This window comes from Chryseobacterium panacisoli, assembly GCF_008274625.1.
Lineage (GTDB): Bacteria > Bacteroidota > Bacteroidia > Flavobacteriales > Weeksellaceae > Chryseobacterium > Chryseobacterium panacisoli.
On the sequence record NZ_VTRU01000003.1, the window covers coordinates 227877 to 250956 of the forward strand.

At 36.7% G+C, this 23080-nt stretch carries 29 protein-coding genes; 18 read left to right on the forward strand and 11 right to left on the reverse strand.

Features of this window, described 5'->3' with window-relative positions; genetic code table 11:
• Nucleotides 1-185: 185 nt before the first annotated feature.
• From rlmF to FW781_RS14160, 3 genes are read right to left on the reverse strand one after another with little or no spacing between them, the layout of a single operon-like run.
• The gene (rlmF, locus tag FW781_RS14150; RefSeq protein WP_149388014.1) at nt 186-1115 is read right to left on the reverse strand and encodes a 23S rRNA (adenine(1618)-N(6))-methyltransferase RlmF; all 930 of its coding nucleotides are present in this window, start codon (nt 1113-1115) and stop codon (nt 186-188) included.
• 3 nt (nt 1116-1118) lie between these two features.
• Nucleotides 1119-1493, reverse strand: coding sequence for a c-type cytochrome (locus FW781_RS14155; RefSeq protein WP_149388015.1), 375 nt, complete (start codon nt 1491-1493; stop codon nt 1119-1121).
• Nucleotides 1493-1711, reverse strand: a complete 219-nt coding sequence (locus FW781_RS14160; protein WP_149388016.1) for a hypothetical protein — start codon at nt 1709-1711, stop codon at nt 1493-1495. The genes FW781_RS14155 and FW781_RS14160 overlap by 1 nt, the downstream gene beginning before the upstream one ends.
• A 200-nt stretch (nt 1712-1911) precedes the next feature.
• Between FW781_RS14160 and FW781_RS14165 the strand changes: the two genes are divergently transcribed.
• The 14 genes from FW781_RS14165 to FW781_RS14230 all read left to right on the forward strand — a co-directional run bounded on the left by FW781_RS14165 (nt 1912) and on the right by FW781_RS14230 (nt 13678).
• Entirely contained in the window at nt 1912-2364 is a 453-nt protein-coding gene (locus tag FW781_RS14165; RefSeq protein ID WP_149388017.1) for a cupin domain-containing protein, read from the forward strand.
• A 210-nt stretch (nt 2365-2574) separates the two neighbouring features.
• Nucleotides 2575-3216: a hypothetical protein gene (locus tag FW781_RS14170; protein WP_149388018.1), complete on the forward strand. Its 642-nt coding sequence runs from the start codon at nt 2575-2577 to the stop codon at nt 3214-3216.
• 251 nt (nt 3217-3467) lie between these two features.
• Entirely contained in the window at nt 3468-4892 is a 1425-nt protein-coding gene (locus FW781_RS14175; RefSeq protein ID WP_172625729.1) for an anthranilate synthase component I family protein, read from the forward strand.
• A gap of 88 nt (nt 4893-4980) precedes the next feature.
• Nucleotides 4981-5583 carry an anthranilate synthase component II gene (locus FW781_RS14180; RefSeq protein ID WP_149388019.1) on the forward strand — a complete coding sequence of 201 codons (603 nt, stop codon included), beginning with the start codon at nt 4981-4983 and terminating at the stop codon, nt 5581-5583.
• Nucleotides 5584-5624: 41 nt separating this feature from the next.
• On the forward strand, nt 5625-6611 hold the full coding sequence (gene trpD, locus FW781_RS14185) for an anthranilate phosphoribosyltransferase (protein WP_149388020.1): 987 nt from the start codon (nt 5625-5627) through the stop codon (nt 6609-6611).
• Between the two features lie 27 nt (nt 6612-6638).
• On the forward strand, nt 6639-7412 hold the full coding sequence (trpC, locus tag FW781_RS14190) for an indole-3-glycerol phosphate synthase TrpC (RefSeq protein ID WP_149388021.1): 774 nt from the start codon (nt 6639-6641) through the stop codon (nt 7410-7412).
• Nucleotides 7413-7432: 20 nt separating this feature from the next.
• Nucleotides 7433-8113, forward strand: a complete 681-nt coding sequence (locus FW781_RS14195; RefSeq protein ID WP_149388022.1) for a phosphoribosylanthranilate isomerase — start codon at nt 7433-7435, stop codon at nt 8111-8113.
• A gap of 25 nt (nt 8114-8138) precedes the next feature.
• A complete protein-coding gene (locus FW781_RS14200) occupies nt 8139-8651 on the forward strand; it encodes a hypothetical protein (RefSeq protein ID WP_149388023.1) in 513 nt (170 codons plus the stop codon).
• Nucleotides 8648-9193 carry a GNAT family N-acetyltransferase gene (locus FW781_RS14205; protein ID WP_149388024.1) on the forward strand — a complete coding sequence of 182 codons (546 nt, stop codon included), beginning with the start codon at nt 8648-8650 and terminating at the stop codon, nt 9191-9193. Before FW781_RS14200 ends, FW781_RS14205 begins: the two co-directional genes overlap by 4 nt.
• 4 nt (nt 9194-9197) lie before the next feature.
• Nucleotides 9198-10376 carry a tryptophan synthase subunit beta gene (gene trpB / locus FW781_RS14210; protein WP_149388025.1) on the forward strand — a complete coding sequence of 393 codons (1179 nt, stop codon included), beginning with the start codon at nt 9198-9200 and terminating at the stop codon, nt 10374-10376.
• Nucleotides 10377-10469: 93 nt separating this feature from the next.
• Nucleotides 10470-11204 (forward strand): tryptophan synthase subunit alpha, encoded by a 735-nt coding sequence (trpA, locus tag FW781_RS14215; RefSeq protein WP_206753767.1) that lies wholly within the window; start codon nt 10470-10472, stop codon nt 11202-11204.
• A 31-nt stretch (nt 11205-11235) separates the two neighbouring features.
• Complete coding sequence (gene lipB, locus FW781_RS14220; RefSeq protein WP_149388027.1) at nt 11236-11964, forward strand: lipoyl(octanoyl) transferase LipB; 729 nt, start codon at nt 11236-11238, stop codon at nt 11962-11964.
• A 373-nt stretch (nt 11965-12337) separates the two neighbouring features.
• Nucleotides 12338-13297 carry a protein-glutamine glutaminase gene (locus FW781_RS14225; RefSeq protein ID WP_149388028.1) on the forward strand — a complete coding sequence of 320 codons (960 nt, stop codon included), beginning with the start codon at nt 12338-12340 and terminating at the stop codon, nt 13295-13297.
• Nucleotides 13298-13402: 105 nt separating this feature from the next.
• Entirely contained in the window at nt 13403-13678 is a 276-nt protein-coding gene (locus tag FW781_RS14230) for a hypothetical protein (RefSeq protein ID WP_149388029.1), read from the forward strand.
• 28 nt (nt 13679-13706) lie between these two features.
• On the opposite strand, the gene FW781_RS14235 is transcribed toward FW781_RS14230, so the two are convergent.
• Nucleotides 13707-14459, reverse strand: coding sequence for an SDR family oxidoreductase (locus FW781_RS14235; RefSeq protein WP_149388030.1), 753 nt, complete (start codon nt 14457-14459; stop codon nt 13707-13709).
• Nucleotides 14460-14715: 256 nt separating this feature from the next.
• On the opposite strand from FW781_RS14235, the gene FW781_RS14240 reads away from it, so the two are divergent.
• The 4 genes from FW781_RS14240 to FW781_RS14255 all read left to right on the forward strand — a co-directional run bounded on the left by FW781_RS14240 (nt 14716) and on the right by FW781_RS14255 (nt 16843).
• Complete coding sequence (locus FW781_RS14240; protein ID WP_149388031.1) at nt 14716-15348, forward strand: NAD(P)H-dependent oxidoreductase; 633 nt, start codon at nt 14716-14718, stop codon at nt 15346-15348.
• Nucleotides 15349-15379: 31 nt separating this feature from the next.
• Nucleotides 15380-15814: a MarR family winged helix-turn-helix transcriptional regulator gene (locus tag FW781_RS14245; RefSeq protein WP_149388032.1), complete on the forward strand. Its 435-nt coding sequence runs from the start codon at nt 15380-15382 to the stop codon at nt 15812-15814.
• The gene (locus tag FW781_RS14250; RefSeq protein ID WP_149388033.1) at nt 15815-16240 is read left to right on the forward strand and encodes an organic hydroperoxide resistance protein; all 426 of its coding nucleotides are present in this window, start codon (nt 15815-15817) and stop codon (nt 16238-16240) included.
• A gap of 168 nt (nt 16241-16408) precedes the next feature.
• A complete protein-coding gene (locus tag FW781_RS14255; protein ID WP_149388034.1) occupies nt 16409-16843 on the forward strand; it encodes a hypothetical protein in 435 nt (144 codons plus the stop codon).
• A 46-nt stretch (nt 16844-16889) separates the two neighbouring features.
• On the opposite strand, the gene FW781_RS14260 is transcribed toward FW781_RS14255, so the two are convergent.
• The 7 genes from FW781_RS14260 to FW781_RS14290 form a co-directional block, all read right to left on the reverse strand.
• Complete coding sequence (locus FW781_RS14260) at nt 16890-17525, reverse strand: peptide deformylase (protein ID WP_149388035.1); 636 nt, start codon at nt 17523-17525, stop codon at nt 16890-16892.
• Between the two features lie 202 nt (nt 17526-17727).
• Nucleotides 17728-18600 carry a ChaN family lipoprotein gene (locus FW781_RS14265; protein ID WP_149388036.1) on the reverse strand — a complete coding sequence of 291 codons (873 nt, stop codon included), beginning with the start codon at nt 18598-18600 and terminating at the stop codon, nt 17728-17730.
• 118 nt (nt 18601-18718) lie between these two features.
• Nucleotides 18719-19747 carry a hemin-degrading factor gene (locus FW781_RS14270; RefSeq protein WP_149388037.1) on the reverse strand — a complete coding sequence of 343 codons (1029 nt, stop codon included), beginning with the start codon at nt 19745-19747 and terminating at the stop codon, nt 18719-18721.
• Nucleotides 19748-19751: 4 nt separating this feature from the next.
• Entirely contained in the window at nt 19752-20402 is a 651-nt protein-coding gene (locus FW781_RS14275) for a class I SAM-dependent methyltransferase (RefSeq protein WP_149388038.1), read from the reverse strand.
• A 2-nt stretch (nt 20403-20404) separates the two neighbouring features.
• Nucleotides 20405-21178, reverse strand: coding sequence for a heme ABC transporter ATP-binding protein (locus FW781_RS14280; protein ID WP_149388039.1), 774 nt, complete (start codon nt 21176-21178; stop codon nt 20405-20407).
• Entirely contained in the window at nt 21178-22218 is a 1041-nt protein-coding gene (locus FW781_RS14285; RefSeq protein WP_149388040.1) for a FecCD family ABC transporter permease, read from the reverse strand. Before FW781_RS14285 ends, FW781_RS14280 begins: the two co-directional genes overlap by 1 nt.
• A complete protein-coding gene (locus FW781_RS14290; protein WP_149388041.1) occupies nt 22202-23080 on the reverse strand; it encodes a heme/hemin ABC transporter substrate-binding protein in 879 nt (292 codons plus the stop codon). Before FW781_RS14290 ends, FW781_RS14285 begins: the two co-directional genes overlap by 17 nt.

A 23080-nucleotide genomic window follows, 5' to 3' on the forward strand; every position in this document is an offset into this window, starting at 1 on the left:
GATATTGGGATATAAGATTCGGGATGCTGTCAATAGTGAATTTTGCTTTGTAAGTGAATGGTGAATTTTTTAATAGAGTTAGAACGTCTATCCTTAATTTTAAGCATCAACGAAATAAACTTGCAACAAAAGAAACCAGCAACCAGTAACTTAACTAAAAACTTTGAATTTTGAACCTTAAACTTTTATACAAACCACCTTCCCCTATCCTTTTGAGGAATAAATGTCCACACCAGTATTCTGCTTACTTTTTGCCCCTGAGCCATATCAATGGTCTTCACCCCTACGGCATTTACTTTCTTTAAAAGATTGGTAAGTTTGTTAAGATTCTCTTTTTTGGAAACCAGACATGTGAACCAAAGAACCTGTGATGAAAACAATGCACTTTCATGAATCATCTTCGTAATAAAAGCCAGTTCACCTCCATCACACCAAAGCTCAGACTGCTGACCGCTAAAGTTAAGAACAGATTTATTTTTCTTTGATTTATTAAGATTCTTTGTTTTCCTGATATTCCCTTTCATTGCAGCATCTTCTGAATCATGAAAAGGAGGATTACACATGGTAAAAGTGAACCTGTCTTCAGGACTAATGATATTTGTAAAGATATGATCAGCATCGGGCTGACTTTTCAACTGAATGGCAGATAAAAGTTCCGGATTTTGATCTAAAATATGCCGGGCATTGATCAAAGAATCCTGATTGATATCTGTTCCCAGCATGGCCCAGCCATAAGATTGATGACTGATTAAAGGATACACAAGATTGGCTCCTGTTCCTATATCAAGCCCTTTTACAGAATTTCCTGTAGGAATTTTATCCAATTGTTCAGCTAAAAGATCGGCAATATAATGTACATAATCTGCTCTTCCGGGAATCGGTGGACAGAGATTGGTGTCGGGAATATCCCAGCCTTTAATATTATAGAAATGTAAGAGTAAGGCTTTGTTGAGCAGTTTCACTGCTTTTGGAATGCTGAAATTAATGGTTACCGTTTGATAAGCATTAACGAAAACAAAGTGTTTCAGTTCCGGCACACAAGAAATAAGCTGATCAAAATCATAGGGATTACGATGCAGATTTCTTGTGTGCAGACTGGATTTTTCAGCGGACATATGTTATTTCTTCTGACTTAAAATATATTCCACCATTTTTTTGGCATCTTCTTTAGATACCTGTGGATGGGCAGCCATAGGCACGCTTCCCCATACTCCACTTCCGCCTTCTATGATTTTGGAAGCCAGCAATTCGGTATCCTTTTCAGAGTACTTACCTGCAATTTCCTTATAAGAAGGTCCTATCATTCTCTCATTCACAGAGTGGCATCCTGAGCAATCCAAAGTTTCCATGATCTGATCACCCGAAAGGTTAGATTTTGCCGGTTCTGAAACAGCTGCTGTTTCAGAAGAAGCTGCCACTTCTGCTGTATTTTCTTTTTTAGAACAGGAAATGATCAGAAGACCTAACATTCCTGCCAAAAGTATTTTTTTCATTATTTCTTCGCTGTAGAATCTGTTTTAGCAGCTTCTGGAGCAGTTGTAGCCGGAGTTGCAGCAGCTGGAGCAGCAGTTTTAGCAGTAGAATCTACAACAGTAGTTGTTTCTGGCTCTTCCATCATTGTGTTGCTGTCCTGTAAAGAGTGATCTGGCTTTTTTTTGCAGCTTGCTAATAATAAACCTCCGATAAATGCGATTGCTAATACTTTTTTCATTTTTTTCTAATTTGAAAGCAAAAATATAAAAAATAAAGTTTTAAACTTATGACAAATGTTTTCTTTGATAAATATTTTTTAGGGACAGGGTTTTAATCAAATCATAAAAAAATAATTCAAACACTAGAGAAATTTCAATTAGGTTGTTATTTTTGTATAACAAATTATCCAACCAAAATCAATCTAAAAATATGAAACCTATGACCAAAAAAAATTTATTAAGTACGGCTTTTGTTGCTATACTATCCTCCCTTGTTTTTTCTTGTGACAATTCCTCAAACGAGCCACAATCAGAATATTCTGATAAAATTGAATCGGTAACGCTTTTAAAAACAACAAAGTCGTGGGATGGAACGGTATATCCGGCTTATCCCACAGCACAGCCTGAAATATCAATTCTGAAAATTGCGGTCCCTCCCAACAAAGCTCTGGACTGGCATAAGCACCCTGTTATCAATGCAGCCTATGTAGAAAAAGGAGAAATTCAGATCGAGAGAAAAGAAGACGGTAAAACGCAGTGGGTAAGAAAAGGTCAGGCACTTCCTGAAATGGTCAACGTTGCCCACAGAGGAAAAACCGGAGATAAAGGAGCCACTCTTATTGTTTTCTACAGTGGAACCCCAGATATTCCTTTGTCTGAACCCGTACATTAAATAGTTTTAAACGCTGGGTTCGCAAGGTCTTTATGATAAAATTATATTGAGGTTCGCAAGGCCGCTTCGTTTAGCTAATGACTTTACGATTATTTTTCACAGTCGCATTAATACCTGCGAATCAGTACTACTTAATCATAATGATTCATATTAATGATATCTTTGCGATCTCAGCGCTTACATAAAAGATTATAATAGTATATTTAAAACATGGTTTTAATCTCAAAAATTCTGTTTTTCACCAGCCATCATGGTTTTTATACTGTGATTCTGCTGTTTGTGTTCTTTGGACTTATCTCCTATCTGACAAAAAAAGCATGGTTTCTGATCCCGATCCTTCCTCTTGCTATATTAAATGGATTCGGAGGACAATTCTTAAATGCATGGTTTTTAAACAAATACGGAGTGGAAAGCACCGCTATTATCACGTCTGATGAGGAAACCAATTCTACCCTGAATGATATGTATATCCACGATTATGAAGCCATTGTAAAGAAACAGGACGGGAAATACACCACTACTTTTTTTTCTACGACTTCTGCAGCGATCTATCCTATCATAAATTCAATCAGAATACCTGGTGATAAAGATATTCCTGTAAAATACATTCCCGGATATGAAAAGAACATAGTCATCCTTTATGATCAGTCCAGAGAAGGAAAAATTTTAATCCAATACGAGAAGCTAGCTCCCGTCAATTCTGCAAAAACCAAGTATGAAGCAGACAAAACGAATAAGGAATTCGTTGAAGAATATATTGCCGCATTGGAAGAGTATGTAAAATACTATGATGATGAAGCTTCCAAAGAAAAAATCAAGGAATTGCAGCTTGAGCTTAAACACCTTAAATAGAAAGTTCTTATATTAAGTTTTTTTAATTTTTAATATTTTTTAGTTTTTGTATTAAAAAAAATTTCTAAATTTGTCCCATGTTTAAAATGAGCAACAATATTTGGTGGTGGCTTTCAAACTCTTCGTCGGGTCTGAAGGTATTGTCATGTTGCTAATCATACAGCAGAAATAATCAAAAAACAATATATAGGCTTTGACGGATACCGTTGAAGCCTTTTTTTATTCCTCAACTTTATAAAAACAACAACAAGATGTTTACTGACATAATTAAAATAAAAACTGTTTCGAAAAAAACTCTGGGAGATCTTCATACTCCCATGAATATTTACCTTAAGATAAGGGATAAGTTCCGTGATACGATTCTTCTGGAAAGCTCGGATTCAAAAAGTATTGATAACAATTTTTCCTTCATCGCTGTAAATGCCATTGCAGGAATTGAAGTGAAAAACCTCAGCGAATACGAAATCAAGCTTCCTGCTTCTGCTCCTGTAAAGCAATTCATGACGGAGCGCAATATCACCGATATATTTGAGGAATTCAGGAATATCTTTAAATGTGAAGCCACCAACGATCCAATAGAACAGACAGCTCAGAGTCTTTTTGGCTATACAAGCTTTGAAGCGGTACAGTTTTTCGAAAATATCAATCTCAAAGCACAAAGCAAGGAAGTTGAAATCCCTGTTCTGAGATACAGATTATACCAATATGTAATCGCTATCAATCATTTCAACGATGAAATGCATATTATTGAAAACTCTATTGATGGAGTAAAATCTGAGTTTCATCTGTTAGAAAATCTTATTAAAAATCAGAATACCCCGGTGTACCCTTTCGAAAAAACTAATGAGGAAACTTCCAATATTACTGATGAAGATTATATTGAGCTGGTAAAAACCGCCCAAAAGCACTGCATGCGCGGAGATGTCTTCCAATTGGTTCTGAGCAGAAGATTTGAGCAGAAATTCAAGGGAGATGAATTCAATGTATACCGTGCTTTAAGAAACATCAACCCTTCTCCGTATCTTTTCTATTTTGATTATGGAAATTACAAACTGTTTGGATCAAGCCCTGAAAGCCAATTAATTATAAAAGACAATAAAGCAATCATTCACCCGATTGCCGGAACATCCAAAAGAACAGGAAATCTGGAAACGGATCTCGAAGCTATCGAGGTTTTAAAAGCTGATCCTAAAGAAAATGCAGAACATACCATGCTGGTTGACCTGGCAAGAAATGACCTTGGAAAACTCGGAAAAAATGTAACGGTTACCAAACTTAAAGAAATCCAGCTGTTCTCTCACGTGATTCATATGGTAAGTGAAGTGACCGCAGATGTGGAAGATAATATCAACCCTCTTGAAATGGTTTCCGCGACTTTCCCTCAGGGAACATTGAGCGGCGCCCCGAAGCATAAGGCTCTTCAACTTATTAATCAATATGAAAAAGATTCCCGCGGATATTATGGAGGTTGTATAGGAATTATCGGATTAAATGGTACCTGCAACCAGGCTATCATGATCAGAACTTTCCTAAGTAAAAATAATACACTCTTTTACCAGGCCGGTGCCGGTATTGTAGCAAAATCAGTTCCGGAAAATGAACTGCAGGAAGTCAATAATAAGCTGAATGCCCTCAAAAAAGCAGTTGAAAAAGCAGAAAAAATAGTTGAAAAATAAAATAGTTCCAATCAACTAGCAACTAGCAACTAGCAACTAGCAACTAGCAACTAGCAACTAGCAAAAAAAACAACCTAACAAAAAAGAAATGAACAACAATATAAACACTCAGCAGACTCCGCTTAAAGTTCTCGTTTTTGACAATTATGACAGCTTCACTTATAACCTCGTTCAGATTATCGAAAGAATTCTGAATCAAAGAGTGGATGTGGTAAGAAATGATGAAATTACGCTTGAAGAAATTGGAAAATATGACAAGATCATCCTCTCACCGGGACCTGGAATTCCTGAAGAAGCAGGTATTTTATTAGACCTTATTAAAGAATATGCCCCTACGAAAAGCATTCTTGGAGTATGTCTCGGACAACAGGCTATCGCTGAAGCTTTCGGAGGAAATCTTATTAACCTGACTGAAATTTTCCACGGGGTGGCAACGACTACTGAACTGGTAAAAGAGAATACAAAACTTTTCAAAAATTTAAGTTCAGGACTGGAAGTGGGCAGATACCACAGCTGGGCAGTAAATCCCGAAGGTTTTCCGGAAGAGCTGGAAGTCACAGCCGTAGACAAAGACGGAATGATCATGGCCTTACAGCACAAAACCTATGATGTACACGGAGTACAGTTTCACCCTGAGAGTATTTTAACCCCCGAAGGAGAAGTCATCATTAAAAACTTTCTTTTGCCGTGAAAACATCAGAAATCTCATCAACAATAATAAAAACTCCACAAATGAAAGAAATACTGCAATACCTCTTCAACCATAATACGCTTTCAAAATCAGAAGCTAAGGCTACTATGATTGAGATTGCACAGAATAAGTTCAACTCTGCAGAAGTTACAGCCTTTATCAGTGTCTTCCTGATGAGAAATATTACCCTGAAAGAAGTGGAAGGCTTCAGAGAGGCTCTGCTTCAGATGGCTGTTCCTGCAGATATAGATGCAGGTGATACCATTGACATTGTGGGAACAGGAGGTGACGGAAAAGATACGATCAATATATCTACATTAGCCAGCTTTGTGGTGGCCGGAGCCGGGCAGAAGGTAACCAAACATGGAAATTATGGAGCTTCCACTACCACAGGTTCATCCAATGTACTGGAAGAACTTGGATATGAGTTCAAAAACAGTTCGGAACAATTGAATGAAGACCTTGAAAGAGCCAACATCTGCTTTTTACATGCTCCCTATTTCCATCCTGCGCTGCAATCGGTTGGATTATTGAGAAAATCTTTGGGATTAAGAACATTTTTTAACCTTTTGGGACCCTTAGTTAATCCTGCAAAACCCAAATATTCAATGATTGGAGTGTACAACCTGGAAATTGCAAGAATTTATCAATATCTCCTTCAAAAAGAGGAACATGAGTTTGTTCTTGTACATGGCCTTGACGGATATGATGAAATAAGCCTTACAGACGACAGCAAAATCATTACAAAAAACGGGGAAGAAATCTATTCTGCAGAAGATTTAGGCTTTAAACCTGTAACACTGGAAGATATTAAAGCAGGAGTTTCTACTCAGGAAACCGCCAAAACATTTATGAATATTCTGGAAGGGAAAGGTACAGAACAACAAAATTCTGTGATTCTAGCGAATGCTTCAGTAGCTCTTTACAACACTCATAAATTCGGAACATATGATGATTGTCTTCTTTTAGCTAAGGAAAGTCTGCAAAGCGGAAAAGCATTAAACAGTTTTAATCTCTTGATTAATTAAAATTCATCCTAAATTTTAAACACAAAAATGACTATACTGGATAAAATTATTGAACGAAAAAAGTTGGAGATTGCCGGAGCAAAGTCACGCATATCTCTTGACCGATTAAAAAACTCAGGATTTTTTGAAAGAAAAACCCATTCTTTGAAAGAATCTATCAAAAATAAAAGCGGGATTATCGCTGAATTTAAAAGACAGTCTCCTTCAAAAGGGATTATCAATAATAATGTAGGGCCTTTAGAAGTGGTTTCAGCATATGAAAATTTTGGAGCCAGCGGAATTTCCATCCTGACCGATCATGATTTTTTTGGAGGAAATTTAAATGATATCCTAAGCGTAAGAAATGATATTAAAATTCCGATCCTGCGAAAAGATTTCATGATTGATGAATACCAGTTCTATGAAGCCAAAAGCATAGGAGCAGATGTTATTTTATTGATTGCGTCCTGTCTTTCACCTGCTCAGGTAGAAGAATTCACGGCACTTGCCCATGAACTTAAAATGGAAATTTTGCTGGAAATTCATACGGAAGATGAACTGAAACATTTTAATTCAAGAATTGATATTGTGGGTATCAACAACCGAAACCTTAAGGATTTCAAAGTGGATCTTCAACATTCTGTTCAGTTGAAAAACCAGCTTCCCAAAGACGTTTTATCTGTAGCGGAAAGCGGCATTTACAACCTTGAAGATTTTCAGTTTTTAAAGGAAAAAGGATTTGACGGCTTCCTGATGGGAGAATATTTTATGAAAAATACGAATCCGGCCAAAGCATTTGAAAATTTCTCAGTACAAATTTAATATATAAACCATCTCTGATCATGAACCAGCAACCTTCCAGCACTCCCCGACTCAAAGTATGTGGTTTAACGCAATTAGACCAGATTCAGGAGCTGATCGCTATGAACATAGATTTCCTTGGCTTCATCTTCTATGAAAAATCACCAAGATATGTTTTGAATCATCTGAGTCTGGAAGAGATCTCTGCTATTGACCATCACGGGAAAACAGGTGTTTTTGTGAATGAAGAATCTGATATCATTCTCAAAATTGTTCAAAAAGCAGGATTAAATTTTGTCCAGCTTCATGGCGATGAAAGCTATAGTTTCATTGCTGAATTAAAACAAAAACTTGCTCCGGAAGTCAGGATCATTAAAGTGATAAGAATAGGAAACAATAATTCAGAAACCAAAAATAAAATATTACAAACTTTCAGTCTGCAACCGGCAACCGGCAATCTGTCACCTATCTCCTATTACCTGTTCGATACAGACGGGAAAGCATTCGGCGGAACGGGAAAACAGTTCGACTGGACTTTATTGAACGACCTTACGATTCCTCTGCCCTATTTTTTAAGTGGAGGTATTTCAGAAGAAAACATTGGAAATATTAAAGTATTGCAACAAAAACCATATGCTTTGGATATCAATTCAAAATTTGAAACGGAACCCGGAAATAAAGATGCTGACCGCATAAAAAAATTTAAAACCCTATATCAGTAAAAGATATATCAACTAAAAAAACACAATGATGAACATACACTTGCTAAAAAAGACATTTTATAAAACCTTATTCCCTCCTAAGTTCGGGAATGAAAAAATCCAGTCTCTGTATCATTTTGTTGCTGAGAATGACAGTAATATAGAACATTGGGAAGTTGGCGGATTACTGTCTGAGTTCATTGATATTATTAAGGATTTTCAGGAAAACGATATCCAGTATTTTTTTGAAAGAATCAGTCTGTGGAACAGCTATTATCTTGTGATTATTTCGGATAAGTTTCTGGAAAACCATGTAAGATCAGTTATAAAATATGATTTAGGATTGATTTATGCTAAAATATTCCTGCTGTATGAAGACGCCGATTCTTATTATCTAATTGATAACCTGGAAATTGCCATTACCATGTATCAATCCAAAATAGATAAAGCTACTTTAATTGATTTGATGCATAAAATAGAATTATTATATTATAAAAAACTGATTACCAAACAACAACACGATTACCATCTTACATTTATTAATAGTTTGAACCCATGAAATATCAGATAAAAGAAACTAAGGATTTAACGGAAAACGAGATAGAACATATCTTGCAGCTTTGGGATATTTCTGCCTGGAACACTATGAAATCTGCCTATTTCCGGACTTTTTTCAAAGATTCGGAATTTCATTTTATACTGGATACAGATGAAAATATATTGGCACTGATTCGTGTAAATTTTGATTTTACATTAAAAATAGCCGGAACTAATTACTCTTTTGCTGAAGCTGTAGGACTTGTTTCTGCTCATAAAAAGAAAGGGTATGGAGCAGCTTTGATCCATCATTTCAAAGAGAATGTTATTCAGAGAAATCTGGATACTATTGGTTTCTGTCATTCGGATCTTCGTCCTTTTTATGAAAAATGTGCAGTTGAAATTCTTTATGACAAAGCCAAAATGATCAAAGAAAGTATAGGTTCGGAATGGATAAACTCTGAAGATGATGATATTTTGATCTTTAATGTTTCAAAGGAAACAAAAGAAGTGCTCTATCAGCTGAGCTTGCAGAATAATGCTTATTTAATGACTAAAGAATAAAAAAATGAATTATAAAAACCCCGATGAAAACGGATATTATGGAGAGTTCGGAGGAGCTTTTATCCCCGAAATGCTCTATCCTAATGTAGAAGAATTACAAAAAAGCTATCTTGAAATTATAGAATCTGAAGATTTTCAGGCTGAGTATCAGGATTTGCTGAAAAATTATGTCGGAAGAGCTACCCCATTATATTTTGCTAAAAATCTAAGTAAGAAATACCAGACTCAGATTTATTTAAAACGTGAAGACCTCAACCATACCGGAGCGCATAAGATCAATAACGCTCTGGGACAGGTTCTGTTGGCGAAACGTCTTGGAAAAACCAGAATTATTGCTGAAACCGGAGCCGGGCAGCATGGTGTTGCCACTGCTACAGCGTGTGCTTTACTTGGCTTGGAATGCATTGTCTATATGGGAGAAATTGATATCCAGAGACAGGCCCCGAATGTAGCAAGAATGAAAATGCTGGGTGCGGAAGTTGTGCCAGCTACTTCAGGATCAAAAACCCTTAAAGATGCAGTAAATGAAGCATTAAGAGACTGGATCAACAACCCTCAGACCACTCATTATGTGATCGGAAGCGTGGTAGGTCCTCACCCATTCCCCGATCTCGTTGCAAGATTTCAGAGCATTATTTCAAAAGAGATTAAAGAGCAGCTTAAAGAAAAAATAGGAAGAGAAAACCCTGATTATGTGATTGCCTGTGTAGGTGGCGGAAGTAATGCGGCAGGAACTTTTTATCATTTTGTAGAGGAAAAAGATGTGAAAATTATTGCTGCTGAAGCCGGCGGTCTGGGAGTAGATTCCGGAAAGTCTGCTGCTACTACCTTTTTAGGAACTCTTGGTGTACTTCACGGAAGTAAAAGTCTTGTAATGCAGACAGAGGACGGCCAGGTTATAGAGCCTCATTCTATCTCTGCAGGACTGGATTATCCGGGAATCGGGCCTTTTCATGCCCATTTATTTAAAGAAAAACGTGCTGAATTCTTTAGCATTAATGATGATGAAGCCTTAAAATGTGCTTTTGAACTCACCAGACTGGAAGGGATTATTCCTGCATTGGAAAGTTCTCATGCTCTTGCTGTTCTGGACAAGAAGAAATTTAAGGAAAATGATGTCGTAGTCATTTGTCTGAGCGGCCGTGGAGATAAGGATATGGAAACGTATCTGAAAAATTTGTAAAATGTAAAAAAGTATTCATTTAAAATGACTTTATAGATGAAACCTGATCATAAATACATTTTACATGAATACATCAATACAATAAAGAAAGAAATGAAAAAACTAAATATATACTTCACCGCAGGAATTCCTCACTTGGAAGATACCGCTGATATTATAAAACTGATTCAGGATTCCGGAGCAGATATGATCGAAATCGGAATGCCCTATTCTGATCCGGTGGCAGACGGACCGGTGATTCAGAAAGCTCATGAACTGGCTTTACAAAACGGAATGACAATTGAAAAACTGCTGTCTCAATTAAAAGCAGTCAAAAACGAAATCAGAATTCCAATTATTCTGATGGGATATATCAATCCGGTTTTAAGTTTCGGATTTGAAAAATTCTGTGCAGCGTGTGCCGAAAGCGGTGTTTCAGGACTGATTCTTCCGGACCTTCCTCCTATTGAGTTTGAGAAAAATTATCAGAAGATTCTACAGCAAAATAACCTTAATTTTACCTTTCTGATCACTCCTGAAACGACTGATGAAAGAATGATTTATCTGGATTCTTTAAGTTCAGGGTTTCTGTATGCGGTAAGCTCTTCCTCTACAACAGGAAATGAAAATGCAGTTTTAAAAAATGAGAACTACCTTTCCAGGATAGCATCCCTTCCGTTTAAAAATCCTGTGATGATCGGATTCGGAATCAAATCGAAAGAGGATTTTGAAAATGTAACGGAAAAAGCAGATGGCGGTATCATAGGTACAGCCTTTGTGAATATTTTGCTTCAGGATAAAGACTGGAATAAAAGTGCCATAGATTTTATCCATTCCATCAAAGGGTAAAATTCACTAAATTTGTATATCAAAAATTGAAATGAATACAAATCAAAATAAATCAGTAGAATTTGAAGATTTAGGGGTCAAAGAATATCAGCCAGCCTGGGATTATCAGGAGCAGCTGATGAAAAATATCATTGATACCAAGATAAAAAACAGAGATCTTCCTGCAGAACAGCATAGTACCACTCCCAATCACCTTCTTTTTGTAGAGCATCCTCATGTATATACTTTAGGAAAAAGCGGGCATGAAGAGAATATGCTGGCCGGCCTTGATAAGCTGAAAGAGATTGATGCCACTTTCGTAAAGGTAAACCGTGGCGGGGATATTACCTATCATGGCTACGGACAGGTTGTAGGCTACCCTATTCTGGATCTTGAAAACTTTTTTACAGACATTCATTTATATATGAGAAATCTGGAAGAAGTGATCATCAGAACCATCGCCGAATATGGCATTAAAGGAGAACGTTCTCCGGGAGAAACGGGAGTTTGGCTGGATGTGGGGAAACCTTATGCCAGAAAGATGTGTGCTATGGGAGTGAAAGCCTCAAGATGGGTTACCCTTCATGGTTTCGCATTAAATGTAAATACGGATATGCGTTATTTTGAATATATCATTCCATGTGGGATCAAAGATAAGCAGGTGACTTCTTTAAAGAGAGAGCTTGAAAGAGAACTGACACCGGAAGAAATGGAAGAATTAAAAGCAAAGATCAGAAGACATTTTGCTGACGTTTTCCAGGCAGAACTCATTTACAAATAGTCAGTGGACTCAAAATATAAAAAACCAGTTTCAAATGTTGAAACTGGTTTTTTAGTTTAAGTAATATTTTATATCTATCAGAACATTTAGATTCCTATGGAATGACACAATTGAAATTGAGGTTTATCCATGGTTTGTTATTCCGCAAGAATCCAGACTTAAAATCAAAAAAAATGTTTTTCTCAATTACCACCATAATCATTAGTTTTTTACCATTTTCAATATCATAAAATCAATAAAATGAAAGAATAATTTATCTTATTGGAAAAAAAATCTTGCACATGTTTTATTTTTTACTACTTTTAATATCACAAAATAGTGAACTATTATCATTAAAAGTTCACTAAAAATTAACCACCAAAATATAAAAACTATGAAAAAATTTCTGTTATCCATGATGGTGTTTGTGACGATGCTGTCATTCAACGCCTGTTCAGATTCCAATGCCAATCAGGACCCGAATCTTGTTGCCAAAGAGTCAAACGAAATTGCAATGAAAGATTTCGGCAAAACTGTTCCGGTAGGGATTGAAAAAGAAGATGGGAAATTTAAAATCTCATTTATGGTTACTGCCCAGCCCTACTACATTAAGGACAGTAAAGAAAATGCAGGTTATATTTCCATGATCAGACAGGCAGTTGAAAATGAAACTCCTGTTCATATTTTCCTTAAAACCAATACCAGCGAAATCGCAAAAGTAGACAAAGCAACAGATGAAGATATTCGTTATTTCAAATCTGTATTCAACAAGGAAGAAAGGGGTGACAGTAAAAAAGCAGTAAGTGTTATTCCTAACCTTGCAACGCTAAACAGCTTATTTACTCAAATTAAAAACCAGGCTTGCGGAACTTCTACAGCTTCTTCTCCGTGTATCACATTCAGATATCCTGTGGACGGATGCTACGCAAGAGCTCATAAAATGAGACAAATACTATTGAATGCAGGATATGACTGTGAAAAACAATTTGTATATGGTAACCTGAGAGCTTCTACAGGAACATGCTGTGTATCATGGGTATATCACGTAGCCATATTGGTAAGCTTTAAAAATGCTTCCGGAATTGTTGAAAAAAGAATCATTGATCCATCATTATTCTCCAGCGGTCCTGTAACTGATGCAGCATGGAGAGCAGCATGTACCAATACAGGCTGTGGATCTGCGTCTGTATCTTCATTTGCCAATACAGCAGGTAATGTATACTACAGAAGCCCGTCAGGATCTTTACTGTATGATAACAATTATGTAAATACCAATTGTGTATTGAATATCTTCTCATCCCTTTCAGGATGTTCTCCTTCTCCTGCACCTAGCGTAGGAAGCTGTGGATTTTAACTAATTTATACAGAGCTCCTGCATTTATTTTAATACATTGCAGGAGCTTTTTACTTAATATTTTTTGCTATGAGAGCCTGGTCCTATTTACTATTACTTTTTATTATGATTACATCCTGTTCCGGTAATTCCAGTTCACAGAATTTAACCTGGTATAATAATGCCACTATTTCCAATATCACTGAAGATCCGGATAAACCCAATGAAGTGGTACGTGTTGCCATTGGAATCAGTGCTCAGGTTTTTTATATTTCAAAAAAATCGCCGGATTATAAAACTCTTATCGAAAAAGCGACCCAAAGCATTAAGAAAAGTAAGGCCTATAATATTGGTATTGAAAATAAGACCAATATCATCAAAGAAATTAATGAGGTCAAATAACCTTTTATCTTGCTGAAGCATACTGCCTTTACCTGATCACAGAAATTCCGGCATCCACTTTTATTTCAGCGCCATGGATATATGACGCTTCCTCTGAAGCAAGAAACAGAACTACATTGGCTATTTCTGACGGCTCACCCTGTCTTTTGAAAGGGATTGTAGGAATAATATCATGAATTGCGCTTTCAATCTGCTCTCTGGTTAAACCTGTATTATTAAAAATATTGGTTTTAATATGCCCCGGACTCACTCCGTTGACCCGGATGCCCCGTTCTGTAAGTTCAACAGCAAATGTTTTAATGAAAGACTGTACTGCTGATTTGGCCGCAGAATACACCGAAAAATTAGCCATCGCAATATCCGTCGCCACGGAGGTATTAAAAATAATGGAACTTCCGCTTTTCATTAATGGTAATACCTGCTGCACTGTAAAAAAAGGACCTTTTACCAGTAGATTAAAAAGTTCGTCAAACTGATTTTCATCTACATATTCTACAGGAGCAAATCTTCCGTATCCTGCATTGGCAAAAACCAGATCAATCTGTTCGGTATACTTTCTGACTTCCTGCTGAAGTTTCATCAGGTCTTTTATATTCCCCGCGTTGGATACGATTCCAGAAGCCATTTCTCCGAGTTTCTTTAAAGCGGTATTTACCGTTTCTTCACTTCTTCCCGTGATAATAACTTTTCCTCCTTCTTCGATGAATTTCTGGGCGGTAGCCATGCCCATCCCATTGGTTCCTCCGGTTATTAAAGCCGTTTTATTTTTAAATTTCTCCATTGTTTTTAGTGTAAATTTCTATTGCAAAGATTGGAATACAAAGAGTTAAAAAAAATCCGAATCATGCGGAAATAACTTAAAAGCATATCACATACCTTCTGTTTATTTTAATTCATCAATAATCGTCATCAATAAAATCTTTTAAAATTAAATTGCACACAATTAAATTGCTTGTATATTTGCAGTGTTATTCTACCTCAACAGACAATCAGGAAGTTTAATAACCCAAGTAGTTTAATTTAAAACAAAAGAAAAAATGTCATTAATAGAAAACCTAAACTGGAGACACGCTGTAAAAGCTTATGACCCGAACAAAAAAATTTCACAGGAAGATCTTACTACTATTTTAGAATCAGCAAGACTTGCTCCTACTTCATCCGGATTACAGCCTTTCCGAATTATTGTAGTAGAAAACCAGGAATTGAAAGAGAAAATGGTAGCCGGAGCTTTAAACCCTGAAGTAATGAGAGATTCTTCTCACGTTTTGGTCTTTGCAGCATGGGACAGCTATTCTAATGAAAAAATTGACAAAGTTTACGATTATCATACGGATGTAAGAGACCTTCCAAGAGGCCGTTTCGGAAGCTATACTGATACAATCAAGAAAATGTACGGAGCACAAACTTCTGAAGAGCATTTTGCACATACTGCCCGTCAGACTTACATTGCGTTAGGAATTGCCCTTGCACAGGCTGCAGAACTGAAAATCGACAGTACTCCGGCAGAAGGATTCAACAATGCTGTAGTAGATGAAGTACTGGGATTAAAAGAATTAGGATTAAAAAGTGTAACTCTTTTATATCTTGGATACCGTGATGAAGCTAATGACTGGCTGTCTTCTATGAAAAAAGTCAGAATTCCAATGGATGAATTTATCATAAAAAAGTAATACCTTCATCGAATCTTTCGTACTCAACATTATGGAAAATCCGAAAACACCCAAACTAGAAAACCAGATTTGCTTCCCGCTGTATGTTATTGCCAAGGAGATTACAGGACTTTACCGTCCTTTCCTCGATGAGCTGGACATGACGTATCCGCAATACCTTGTTATGATGGTATTATGGGAAGGCGACGGACTTACGGTAACGCATATCGGAGAAAAACTGTATCTGGACAGCGGAACTTTAACACCTCTTCTGAAAAGACTGGAGTCTAAAGGATTTATCAACAGAAAAAGAAAAAAAGAGGACGAAAGAGTGGTTGAAGTATTTTTAGACGAAGCTGGAAAACAGCTTCAGAAAAAAGCATGTGAAATTCCGGGAAAAATTCAGGAAAAGCTTGGAATACAGCCGGAAGAACTGCTGCATCTTAAAGACACCGTACTAAAAATATTAAACAAAATAGAAAAATAAATGAAAACGTTATATACAACTCAGGTAACTGCTAAAGGAGGCAGAAACGGACATGTAAAAAGTGAAAACGGAGTGTTGGACCTTGAAGTAAGAATGCCCAAAAATCTGGGAGGAGCCAATGATGATTTCGCAAATCCTGAAATGCTTTTTGCAGCCGGATATTCTGCATGTTTCGACAGCGCTCTGAACAGAGTAATCAGCCTTTCTAAAGTAAAAACAGGGGAAACCACTGTTACCGCTCAGGTGAGCATAGGACAACTTGAAAATGGAGGCTTCGGTCTGGCAGCAGAACTTGATGTCAATATCCCGGGAGTTTCTCTTGAAGAAGCACAGGATCTGACAGAAAAAGCACACCAGATCTGCCCTTACTCTAATGCTACCAGAAATAATATGGAGGTGAAATTATCAGTAACCAACAACGATTAATCCAATTTTTTTAAGCATAGTTATAACGAAAGGAGCTGTTTCCATGGAAGCAGCTCCTTTTTATTTTATTTTTAACCAAAGATTTCACAGATGAACACAGATGATTGCATTGATTTTAAAAGATAGAGTCTGTTATTTATTATCTTAAAAATTGAGTAATTTTATACTATGGAAATTATTATAGATATTGTTTGTCAGGTGTATGCGGGGCAAAAGGCAAGAAAGACAATCGATTTGGTATTGAATACATTTCTTCCCGGTTACGAAAAATTAAATCTGAATTATACCTATCCTAGACATGACAAAAATTATATCTTTAAAACAGAAGATGAAATGATCGGCTATTTCATTGAAACACCTGCCATCACCCAGACTTTTTATTGGAATAAATACCATGATAATCCCAACAAAATTATGGTAGGTGCAGACATTACTGATGACAACAAACTTATTATGAGCCTGACCTTAAATGGCACCAAGGAAACTGAAAAAATGTATTTTGACCAGCTCAAAAGTATTTTACAATCTGATATTGGAGTAGTTTCACACGTTGATCCTGCAGATTATGAAGATGGGGAAGATTTCATTGTAAGATATGGATAAACAAAATTATAACACACTGCTATAATTTATAATTCATAACTCATCATTACCTTCTGTCTTTCATTACATCACTTTTCTGATAGGCATCTACTCTTTTATAAGAATCATTTTTCTCTTTTTCTTTTTTATCGGAGATCAGAATTCCGAAGAGATGGTCGATTTCATGCTGAAGAATAACGGCTGTGAAACCTTCTACAATTTCTGAATATTTCTGTCCTTTCAAATCTACATATTCCAGTTGAATCACTTTACTTCTATAGAATTGATCTCTGAAATCAGGAATAGATAAATCACCTTCAGGACCAAGATTCTGCAGGTCGGAACGCCATACAATCACCGGATTGATAAAATATTCCAAAGGAGTTCCTTCTTTGTCAAAACGCTGTACCCAAATGATCTTTCTGTTGATTCCTACCTGAGGCGCTGCAATACCTACTCCGCCATCGGTGGAAAGAAGAGACGCTTTCATTCTTTTTACAAGAACAGCGGTATTCGGATCAAGGGGATCTGCTTCTGAAGAAATATTCAGTAATGTTTTATGCTGACTAACATCCGTTGTCTGGTAGATTGGCAATGCTGTATTTATATCTCCCTGATTAATAATTGAAATTTCATTGGAACTGAGTTTCTGGGCACTGATCAGTCCTATAAAAAAGATCAGCAGAGTAGATAATTTCTTCATGTTTTTTGAATGTGGTACAAAGGTAAATATTGTATAATAAAAATGATTATTTATCCATGAATTTTAAGTTTTGGCTGAAGCCAATGGAAGCTGATATAAAAAATAAACGGGCTAAAGCCCGTTCCTATTGAATATCTGCAATTCAAAAATATTTAATGCATGACAAAGATCTACTCAATTAGCACAATCTGCGAGTGCATAATTAAAAAGTCTTAGTCATATCTCCCGGAATAATCAGATTGAAGTCTGTAGGGATATAGTCTTTAGCAGGTACTTTCAGTTCAGGATCTTCTGACTCGAAAACAGAAATCACTGCCATTTTCAGATTAGGATTTTTCTGTTTGATATACCAATAGATTCCACCAAATTCTTTGCTGTGATAGTTTCCATTGTAATGGATAAATGTTTTTCCGGCCTGGTAATTTTTCAGAATAGATTCTGCCATTGTAGCGTCTTTTGTAGCCTGAGCTGAAATAAAATTCATCACTTTTGTTCCTTCTGCATGATCACCCATCATCTTTTTCATTTCCGGATATCCAGGTGTATCTAAAGTAACTTTAATAGGCAGCTGAGCAATGTATGCTTTCTCTTTTTCAGTTAATTTATTTAAAGACTCAAGACCTTCTTTAGCCGTCTGGGAAGCATATCTTCTTGGAATATTAGTGGCAATAAAACTCAGCTTTTTATCTTTGGCAAAATCTACCAGAGGCTTATAATCTGTAGCATAATTATTCCATAAACGGGCTGAGTCTTTTAATGTCTTAGCATCAAATTTTCCGTTCAGATATTGATCCAGCTGTGCCTGATTGTCTCTTTCAAACATCTCGGCTCCTAAAATAAGCTGCCCGTTCTTTTTTGCAAACAGAGCTTCTGTAATTTTGAGCTGAAGCCAATGATTGATAGAGCTGTTATGATTTTCGCCAAAAAAGACCACATCATAATCTGCCAGTTCTTTTACCAGCTTTTCTGTCTTTATTTCTTTTCCTTTTTTATCATAAAATTGATACGCTTTTAATTCCTGTGCCTTCAACGAACAGAAACCGGCAAGCAGTAACGCTATGAAAATATTTTTCATTTTATTTTATATTTAATCACAAATTACACAAATATTCCGGCAGTTGCAGATTACTTGTCATAAAAAAGACCGCTTTGAATTTCACAAACAAAACGGTCTCATTCAAATTATCTAATTATTACTTTTCTAAAGCCGCTACAAGGTCCTTCCACTCCTGAAGCTCAGGAATTCCAGGTTTTCTTTTTCCGAAGAACTGAACAATAAAGTCTCCTTCTTTGTTGAATACTTCGATAGCCGTTACTTCTCCGTCCTCAGTTGGCTTTTTAACAATCCATGCTTCTGCAATTTTCGTTACATCAAGGTGTAAGTTGAAATCAGGATCCATTACGTTAAACCATTGCTGGTGCCAAAGCGTTTTCTTTACATTTCCTGTGTGAATCTGGATAATTCCTCTGTTTCCAACGAAAACCATGATCGGGGTATTTTTTTCAGAAGCATCTTCAAGGATGTTTACCACTTTTGCGTTATCGATTTTCTTCGCAAATCCTTCCGGAGCTAATCTTAATGCCTGTGTTCTGCTTACTCCATATTTTCTTGTCATCATGAAAAAATCATGAGTATCTTTCAACTCTGTCCAAGCTTTTTTGAAGCCTTCAACATCAATTTCAGAATCTGCTTTTTCAGCCTGCTTTGGAGCTACTGCCTCAAAAGCCAATGCCTGATTCTGATCTTCTGCCTTGAATTTTTCTGCAATCGTATCAAAAGCAGCTTCATTGCTATTTTTAGTCAAATAAATCTTGTGAAGTGCCAGGCCATCTTTTCCGAAAAACTGAAGACTTTTCTTATCTCCTTCCAATACTGCAAAAGCAAATTTCCAGTGATTAAGGAAAATTCTAAGGTCAATATCTTCACCCACAAAAAGCTGTGCATGAGGACTGCTGAAATCTCCGTTCAGGTAAGTTCCTTTTCTTTCATGAACACACTCATCATTACGGGTAAGAGCCATTACTTTTCCTAACTGCTCAGCTTCTGTAAGGATTCCCTGAAAATCCGGATTCAGGACAGTAACACCTTCTCCAATGCTTGTTGCCAACAATTCTGCTTCACTTACTTCTAACTGTGCTGCGGCATTTCTTATTCTGATATGTGGATTTTCTGCTTTCAGAGCTTCCCATTTTTCCTTTAAATCATTAACTAATGTGCTCATTACTTTACTTTTTTATGGTTAAAATTGTATAAATTCTTTGTATTGTTTCGTTTCCTGTTTTACTTTTTATTTCTTCTTCTTTTTCCGAAGTTTTCATTCTTTTAAAATGACTTTTGGAGATCAGCTCTTCCATTTCGATATTGCTGTACAGGGTGAAATCATATTCTGTAAACGGTAATTTTTCCATGAACTCTTTTTGTCCGAATGTAAGAACGAATGTTCCGTCATCTTTTAAAACCCTGTAGATTTCGTTTAAAAACTCTACCGGATTTTCCCAGAAATACACGGTATTGACTGTAAATATTTTATCGAAAATTCTGTCCTGAAAAGGAAGTTTTTTACCTTCATATAAAACAAAATCTGCCTGGCTTTCAAATTCTTTATTGAGTCTTTTGGCTTCATTGTGCATGGTTTCAGAAATATCAATCCCGGTGTATCTGAGGTTTTTGGCAAGACTCATGATACTTTTCAGATGTCCGGCATTGCCGTGTCCTATTTCAAGGATTTGCTGGCCGTCATCTATCACAAGTGTTTTGATACTTTCTAACGTCATGCTGATGTTAGTAGCATTCATCATTTCACCAATCTCGATGCCTTTTTCTCCCTGAGGATTGGCAAGATTCTGTGCAAGGGTTTTGAGTTCTTCTTTTTCCATGGTTATCCAAAAATGATCATTGGGTTATTGGTAATAGGATGTCCGCAGATGGTACAGGGAAAATTATAAGCATTGCTGATATTTTCAGCGGTAAAAACTTCCTGTGGCGTTCCATAGGCGGAAACCTGTCCTGATTTCATTAATAAAATCTTATCTGCAAATTGTGCAGCAAGGTTCAGGTCATGCAAAACAACAATGGCACTGTTGGCTTTTTTTGTGAAATTTTTGATAATTTCCAGTGCTTTGTACTGATGTTTTATATCTAAATTATTCAATGGTTCGTCCAGAAAAACCAGTTTGTGGACGATATCATTTTCAAGCTGAGCCATTACTCTTGAAAGGTGTACACGCTGCTTTTCTCCTCCTGAAAGGGTATTGTATTCTCTTTCTTTGAGGTGAAAAATATCGGTGTCGTACATCATCTTGTTCATGGCCTCCAGATCTTCTTTTCCGGGCTGGGCATCGAAATACGGATACCTTCCCATCATGATCACATCTTTTACCTCAAGCGGAATATCGTTGCTGTTATGTTGTGAGAACTTTGCTTTGTGTTTTGAAAGTTCTTTGATAGGCCATTCTCTAATGGGTTTATCTTTAAACAAAACTTTGTTATTGCCGGATTTCACTTCATCAGCCAAAACACTCAGAAGACTTGATTTTCCTGCTCCGTTGGGTCCTACAATAGCCAGAAATTCACCGTATTCCAGAGAGACATCTACCCCGTCCAGAATCCGGAATTCTTTATGTTTATAATTAATCTGGTGTGCCTTGATCATTACAGTGATTTTTTAAATTTAACCAAAATAGCGATAAAAATAGGACCTCCCATTAAGGCTGTCAAAATCCCGATCGGCAGTTCTGAAGGTGCTACAATACTTCTGCTGAAAGTATCTGCTGTCAATAACAAAATGCTTCCACACATTGCTGATAACGGCAAAATAAATGCATAATTGGATTTGAATAAAAGCCTTAAAATATAAGGTACAATAAGACCTACAAAACCAATAGTTCCTGAGAATGCCACACAGCTTCCCACCATTAATGCAACAATGATAATAATCTGCTTTTTCAGTCTTTCCACATTGATTCCCAGATGCTGTGCGTCTTTCTCTCCCAGCATCATTGCATTCAGTGCTTTTCCTTTTGGGAGTAAAATAATGTAAGCAATCAGCAGAACAATAGCCAGGATGATATTCTTCGTCCATGTTGCGGCTGCCAGACTTCCTAAATTCCAGAAAGTAAGATCCCTAAGCTGCTCATCTTTTGAGATGTAGATCAAAAATCCGGTGATAGAAAACCCGATAGCCGTTATTGCCACTCCGGTAAGCAGCATCATGACGACATTTGTTTTCCCTCCGCTTGTTGAAATTCTGTAGACCAACATCATGGATAGAAAAGAACCTATAAAAGCGGCTATTCCTACCAGTGAAAATTGTACAGCTTCAGGAAGATATTCTTTGAAATGTCCTCCTAAAACAATCGCAATGGCTGCCAGCAAAGTTGCCCCCGATGTAAGTCCTATTAAATCTCCCGTTGCCAAAGGATTCTTGAAAAGCCCCTGAAGACTCGTTCCTGAAACCGATAACATACTTCCTACTAAAATGGCCATAATGATTCTGGCTGCTCTTACGTCCCAAATCACATATTTATCACTCAATGATAAATTGGGATCTCCTTTTATAAATTGCCACAGTGCCATGAACGGAGAGTTTTCTCCGAAATCATAAACTCCTGTATTAAGTGACAGTACTGCTATAATAGTAAGCAGTACCGCACTTATAATAAGATAAAAGTATAGTTTACTTTGTGCTTTCAATTAAAAGTTTGTTTAATCCTACTGCTGCTTCTCCTAGTCTCGGTCCGAAACCTGACACTAAACCTCCGTCCATTGCTATGATCTTTTTATTTTTCCCTGCATTGGTTTGGGAAACACCCGGCATTTTAAGGGCTCCTTCATTTCCTCCAGCTCCCTGTAAACCTGTTTCAAAGAAGAACAGTACATCAGGATTAGCTTTTACAACGGCTTCAGGTGTCAATGGTTTGAAATCTTCAAAATCAGTGACTGCATTTTCCCCGCCAGCAAGAGTAATCAAAGAAGCCATTGGAGTATTTTTACCGCTCACCATCAGCATATTGCCTCTTGCATAGATGAACAATACTTTTGGCTTTTTAGCAATAGGCTGTACTTGTTTCAAATCAGCATCAATTTTGTCATTTAACTTCTGGTAATCAGTATTTCCGATAGCTTTTGCTACAGATTCTATTAACTTTTTAGTTCCTTCTACTGTATATTCCTGTTTGAATACTTCAGTTTTAATTCCTGAAGATTTGATCTTTCCCATTAATTCGGGATTGATATCCTTATCAGAAGCTAAAATTAATGTCGGAGAGACTGCCATGATCGGCTCAATAGTCATTGATCTCATGTGGCCTAAATCTTTGGCTGTAGCTTTTAAAGATGCAGGATAAGTACTTGTAACATCTGTTGCAACAATTTCTTTTTCGTGGCCTAAAGCACTTACGATTTCTGTAATTCCTCCGTTTAATGTTACTATTTTATTATTGGTTTTTGGTGCTTCAGAAGCAGCTTCTGTTGTATTTTCTTTCGTTGATGCTTCTGCTTTTTTGCAAGAATATACTGCTACAAGTACAGAAGCTGCAAGGATGAATTTTTTCAT

Bases quoted from the DNA above. Each gene is read 5' to 3' on its own strand.
- FW781_RS14250 (WP_149388033.1), top strand. From the start codon at position 15,815: ATGAAAACGTTATATACAACTCAGGTAACTGCTAAAGGAGGCAGAAAC.
- trpB (WP_149388025.1), top strand. From the start codon at position 9,198: ATGAATTATAAAAACCCCGATGAAAACGGATATTATGGAGAGTTCGGA.
- FW781_RS14200 (WP_149388023.1), top strand. From the start codon at position 8,139: ATGATGAACATACACTTGCTAAAAAAGACATTTTATAAAACCTTATTC.
- FW781_RS14175 (WP_172625729.1), top strand. From the start codon at position 3,468: ATGTTTACTGACATAATTAAAATAAAAACTGTTTCGAAAAAAACTCTG.
- FW781_RS14180 (WP_149388019.1), top strand. From the start codon at position 4,981: ATGAACAACAATATAAACACTCAGCAGACTCCGCTTAAAGTTCTCGTT.
- FW781_RS14195 (WP_149388022.1), top strand. From the start codon at position 7,433: ATGAACCAGCAACCTTCCAGCACTCCCCGACTCAAAGTATGTGGTTTA.
- FW781_RS14255 (WP_149388034.1), top strand. From the start codon at position 16,409: ATGGAAATTATTATAGATATTGTTTGTCAGGTGTATGCGGGGCAAAAG.
- lipB (WP_149388027.1), top strand. From the start codon at position 11,236: ATGAATACAAATCAAAATAAATCAGTAGAATTTGAAGATTTAGGGGTC.
- FW781_RS14165 (WP_149388017.1), top strand. From the start codon at position 1,912: ATGACCAAAAAAAATTTATTAAGTACGGCTTTTGTTGCTATACTATCC.
- trpA (WP_206753767.1), top strand. From the start codon at position 10,470: ATGAAAAAACTAAATATATACTTCACCGCAGGAATTCCTCACTTGGAA.
- FW781_RS14270 (WP_149388037.1), bottom strand. From the start codon at position 19,747: ATGAGCACATTAGTTAATGATTTAAAGGAAAAATGGGAAGCTCTGAAA.
- FW781_RS14230 (WP_149388029.1), top strand. From the start codon at position 13,403: ATGATTACATCCTGTTCCGGTAATTCCAGTTCACAGAATTTAACCTGG.
- FW781_RS14280 (WP_149388039.1), bottom strand. From the start codon at position 21,178: ATGATCAAGGCACACCAGATTAATTATAAACATAAAGAATTCCGGATT.
- trpD (WP_149388020.1), top strand. From the start codon at position 5,625: ATGAAAGAAATACTGCAATACCTCTTCAACCATAATACGCTTTCAAAA.
- trpC (WP_149388021.1), top strand. From the start codon at position 6,639: ATGACTATACTGGATAAAATTATTGAACGAAAAAAGTTGGAGATTGCC.
- FW781_RS14265 (WP_149388036.1), bottom strand. From the start codon at position 18,600: ATGAAAAATATTTTCATAGCGTTACTGCTTGCCGGTTTCTGTTCGTTG.
- FW781_RS14260 (WP_149388035.1), bottom strand. From the start codon at position 17,525: ATGAAGAAATTATCTACTCTGCTGATCTTTTTTATAGGACTGATCAGT.
- FW781_RS14290 (WP_149388041.1), bottom strand. From the start codon at position 23,080: ATGAAAAAATTCATCCTTGCAGCTTCTGTACTTGTAGCAGTATATTCT.
- FW781_RS14235 (WP_149388030.1), bottom strand. From the start codon at position 14,459: ATGGAGAAATTTAAAAATAAAACGGCTTTAATAACCGGAGGAACCAAT.
- rlmF (WP_149388014.1), bottom strand. From the start codon at position 1,115: ATGTCCGCTGAAAAATCCAGTCTGCACACAAGAAATCTGCATCGTAAT.
- FW781_RS14245 (WP_149388032.1), top strand. From the start codon at position 15,380: ATGGAAAATCCGAAAACACCCAAACTAGAAAACCAGATTTGCTTCCCG.
- FW781_RS14275 (WP_149388038.1), bottom strand. From the start codon at position 20,402: ATGGAAAAAGAAGAACTCAAAACCCTTGCACAGAATCTTGCCAATCCT.
- FW781_RS14240 (WP_149388031.1), top strand. From the start codon at position 14,716: ATGTCATTAATAGAAAACCTAAACTGGAGACACGCTGTAAAAGCTTAT.
- FW781_RS14155 (WP_149388015.1), bottom strand. From the start codon at position 1,493: ATGAAAAAAATACTTTTGGCAGGAATGTTAGGTCTTCTGATCATTTCC.
- FW781_RS14225 (WP_149388028.1), top strand. From the start codon at position 12,338: ATGAAAAAATTTCTGTTATCCATGATGGTGTTTGTGACGATGCTGTCA.
- FW781_RS14160 (WP_149388016.1), bottom strand. From the start codon at position 1,711: ATGAAAAAAGTATTAGCAATCGCATTTATCGGAGGTTTATTATTAGCA.
- FW781_RS14205 (WP_149388024.1), top strand. From the start codon at position 8,648: ATGAAATATCAGATAAAAGAAACTAAGGATTTAACGGAAAACGAGATA.
- FW781_RS14170 (WP_149388018.1), top strand. From the start codon at position 2,575: ATGGTTTTAATCTCAAAAATTCTGTTTTTCACCAGCCATCATGGTTTT.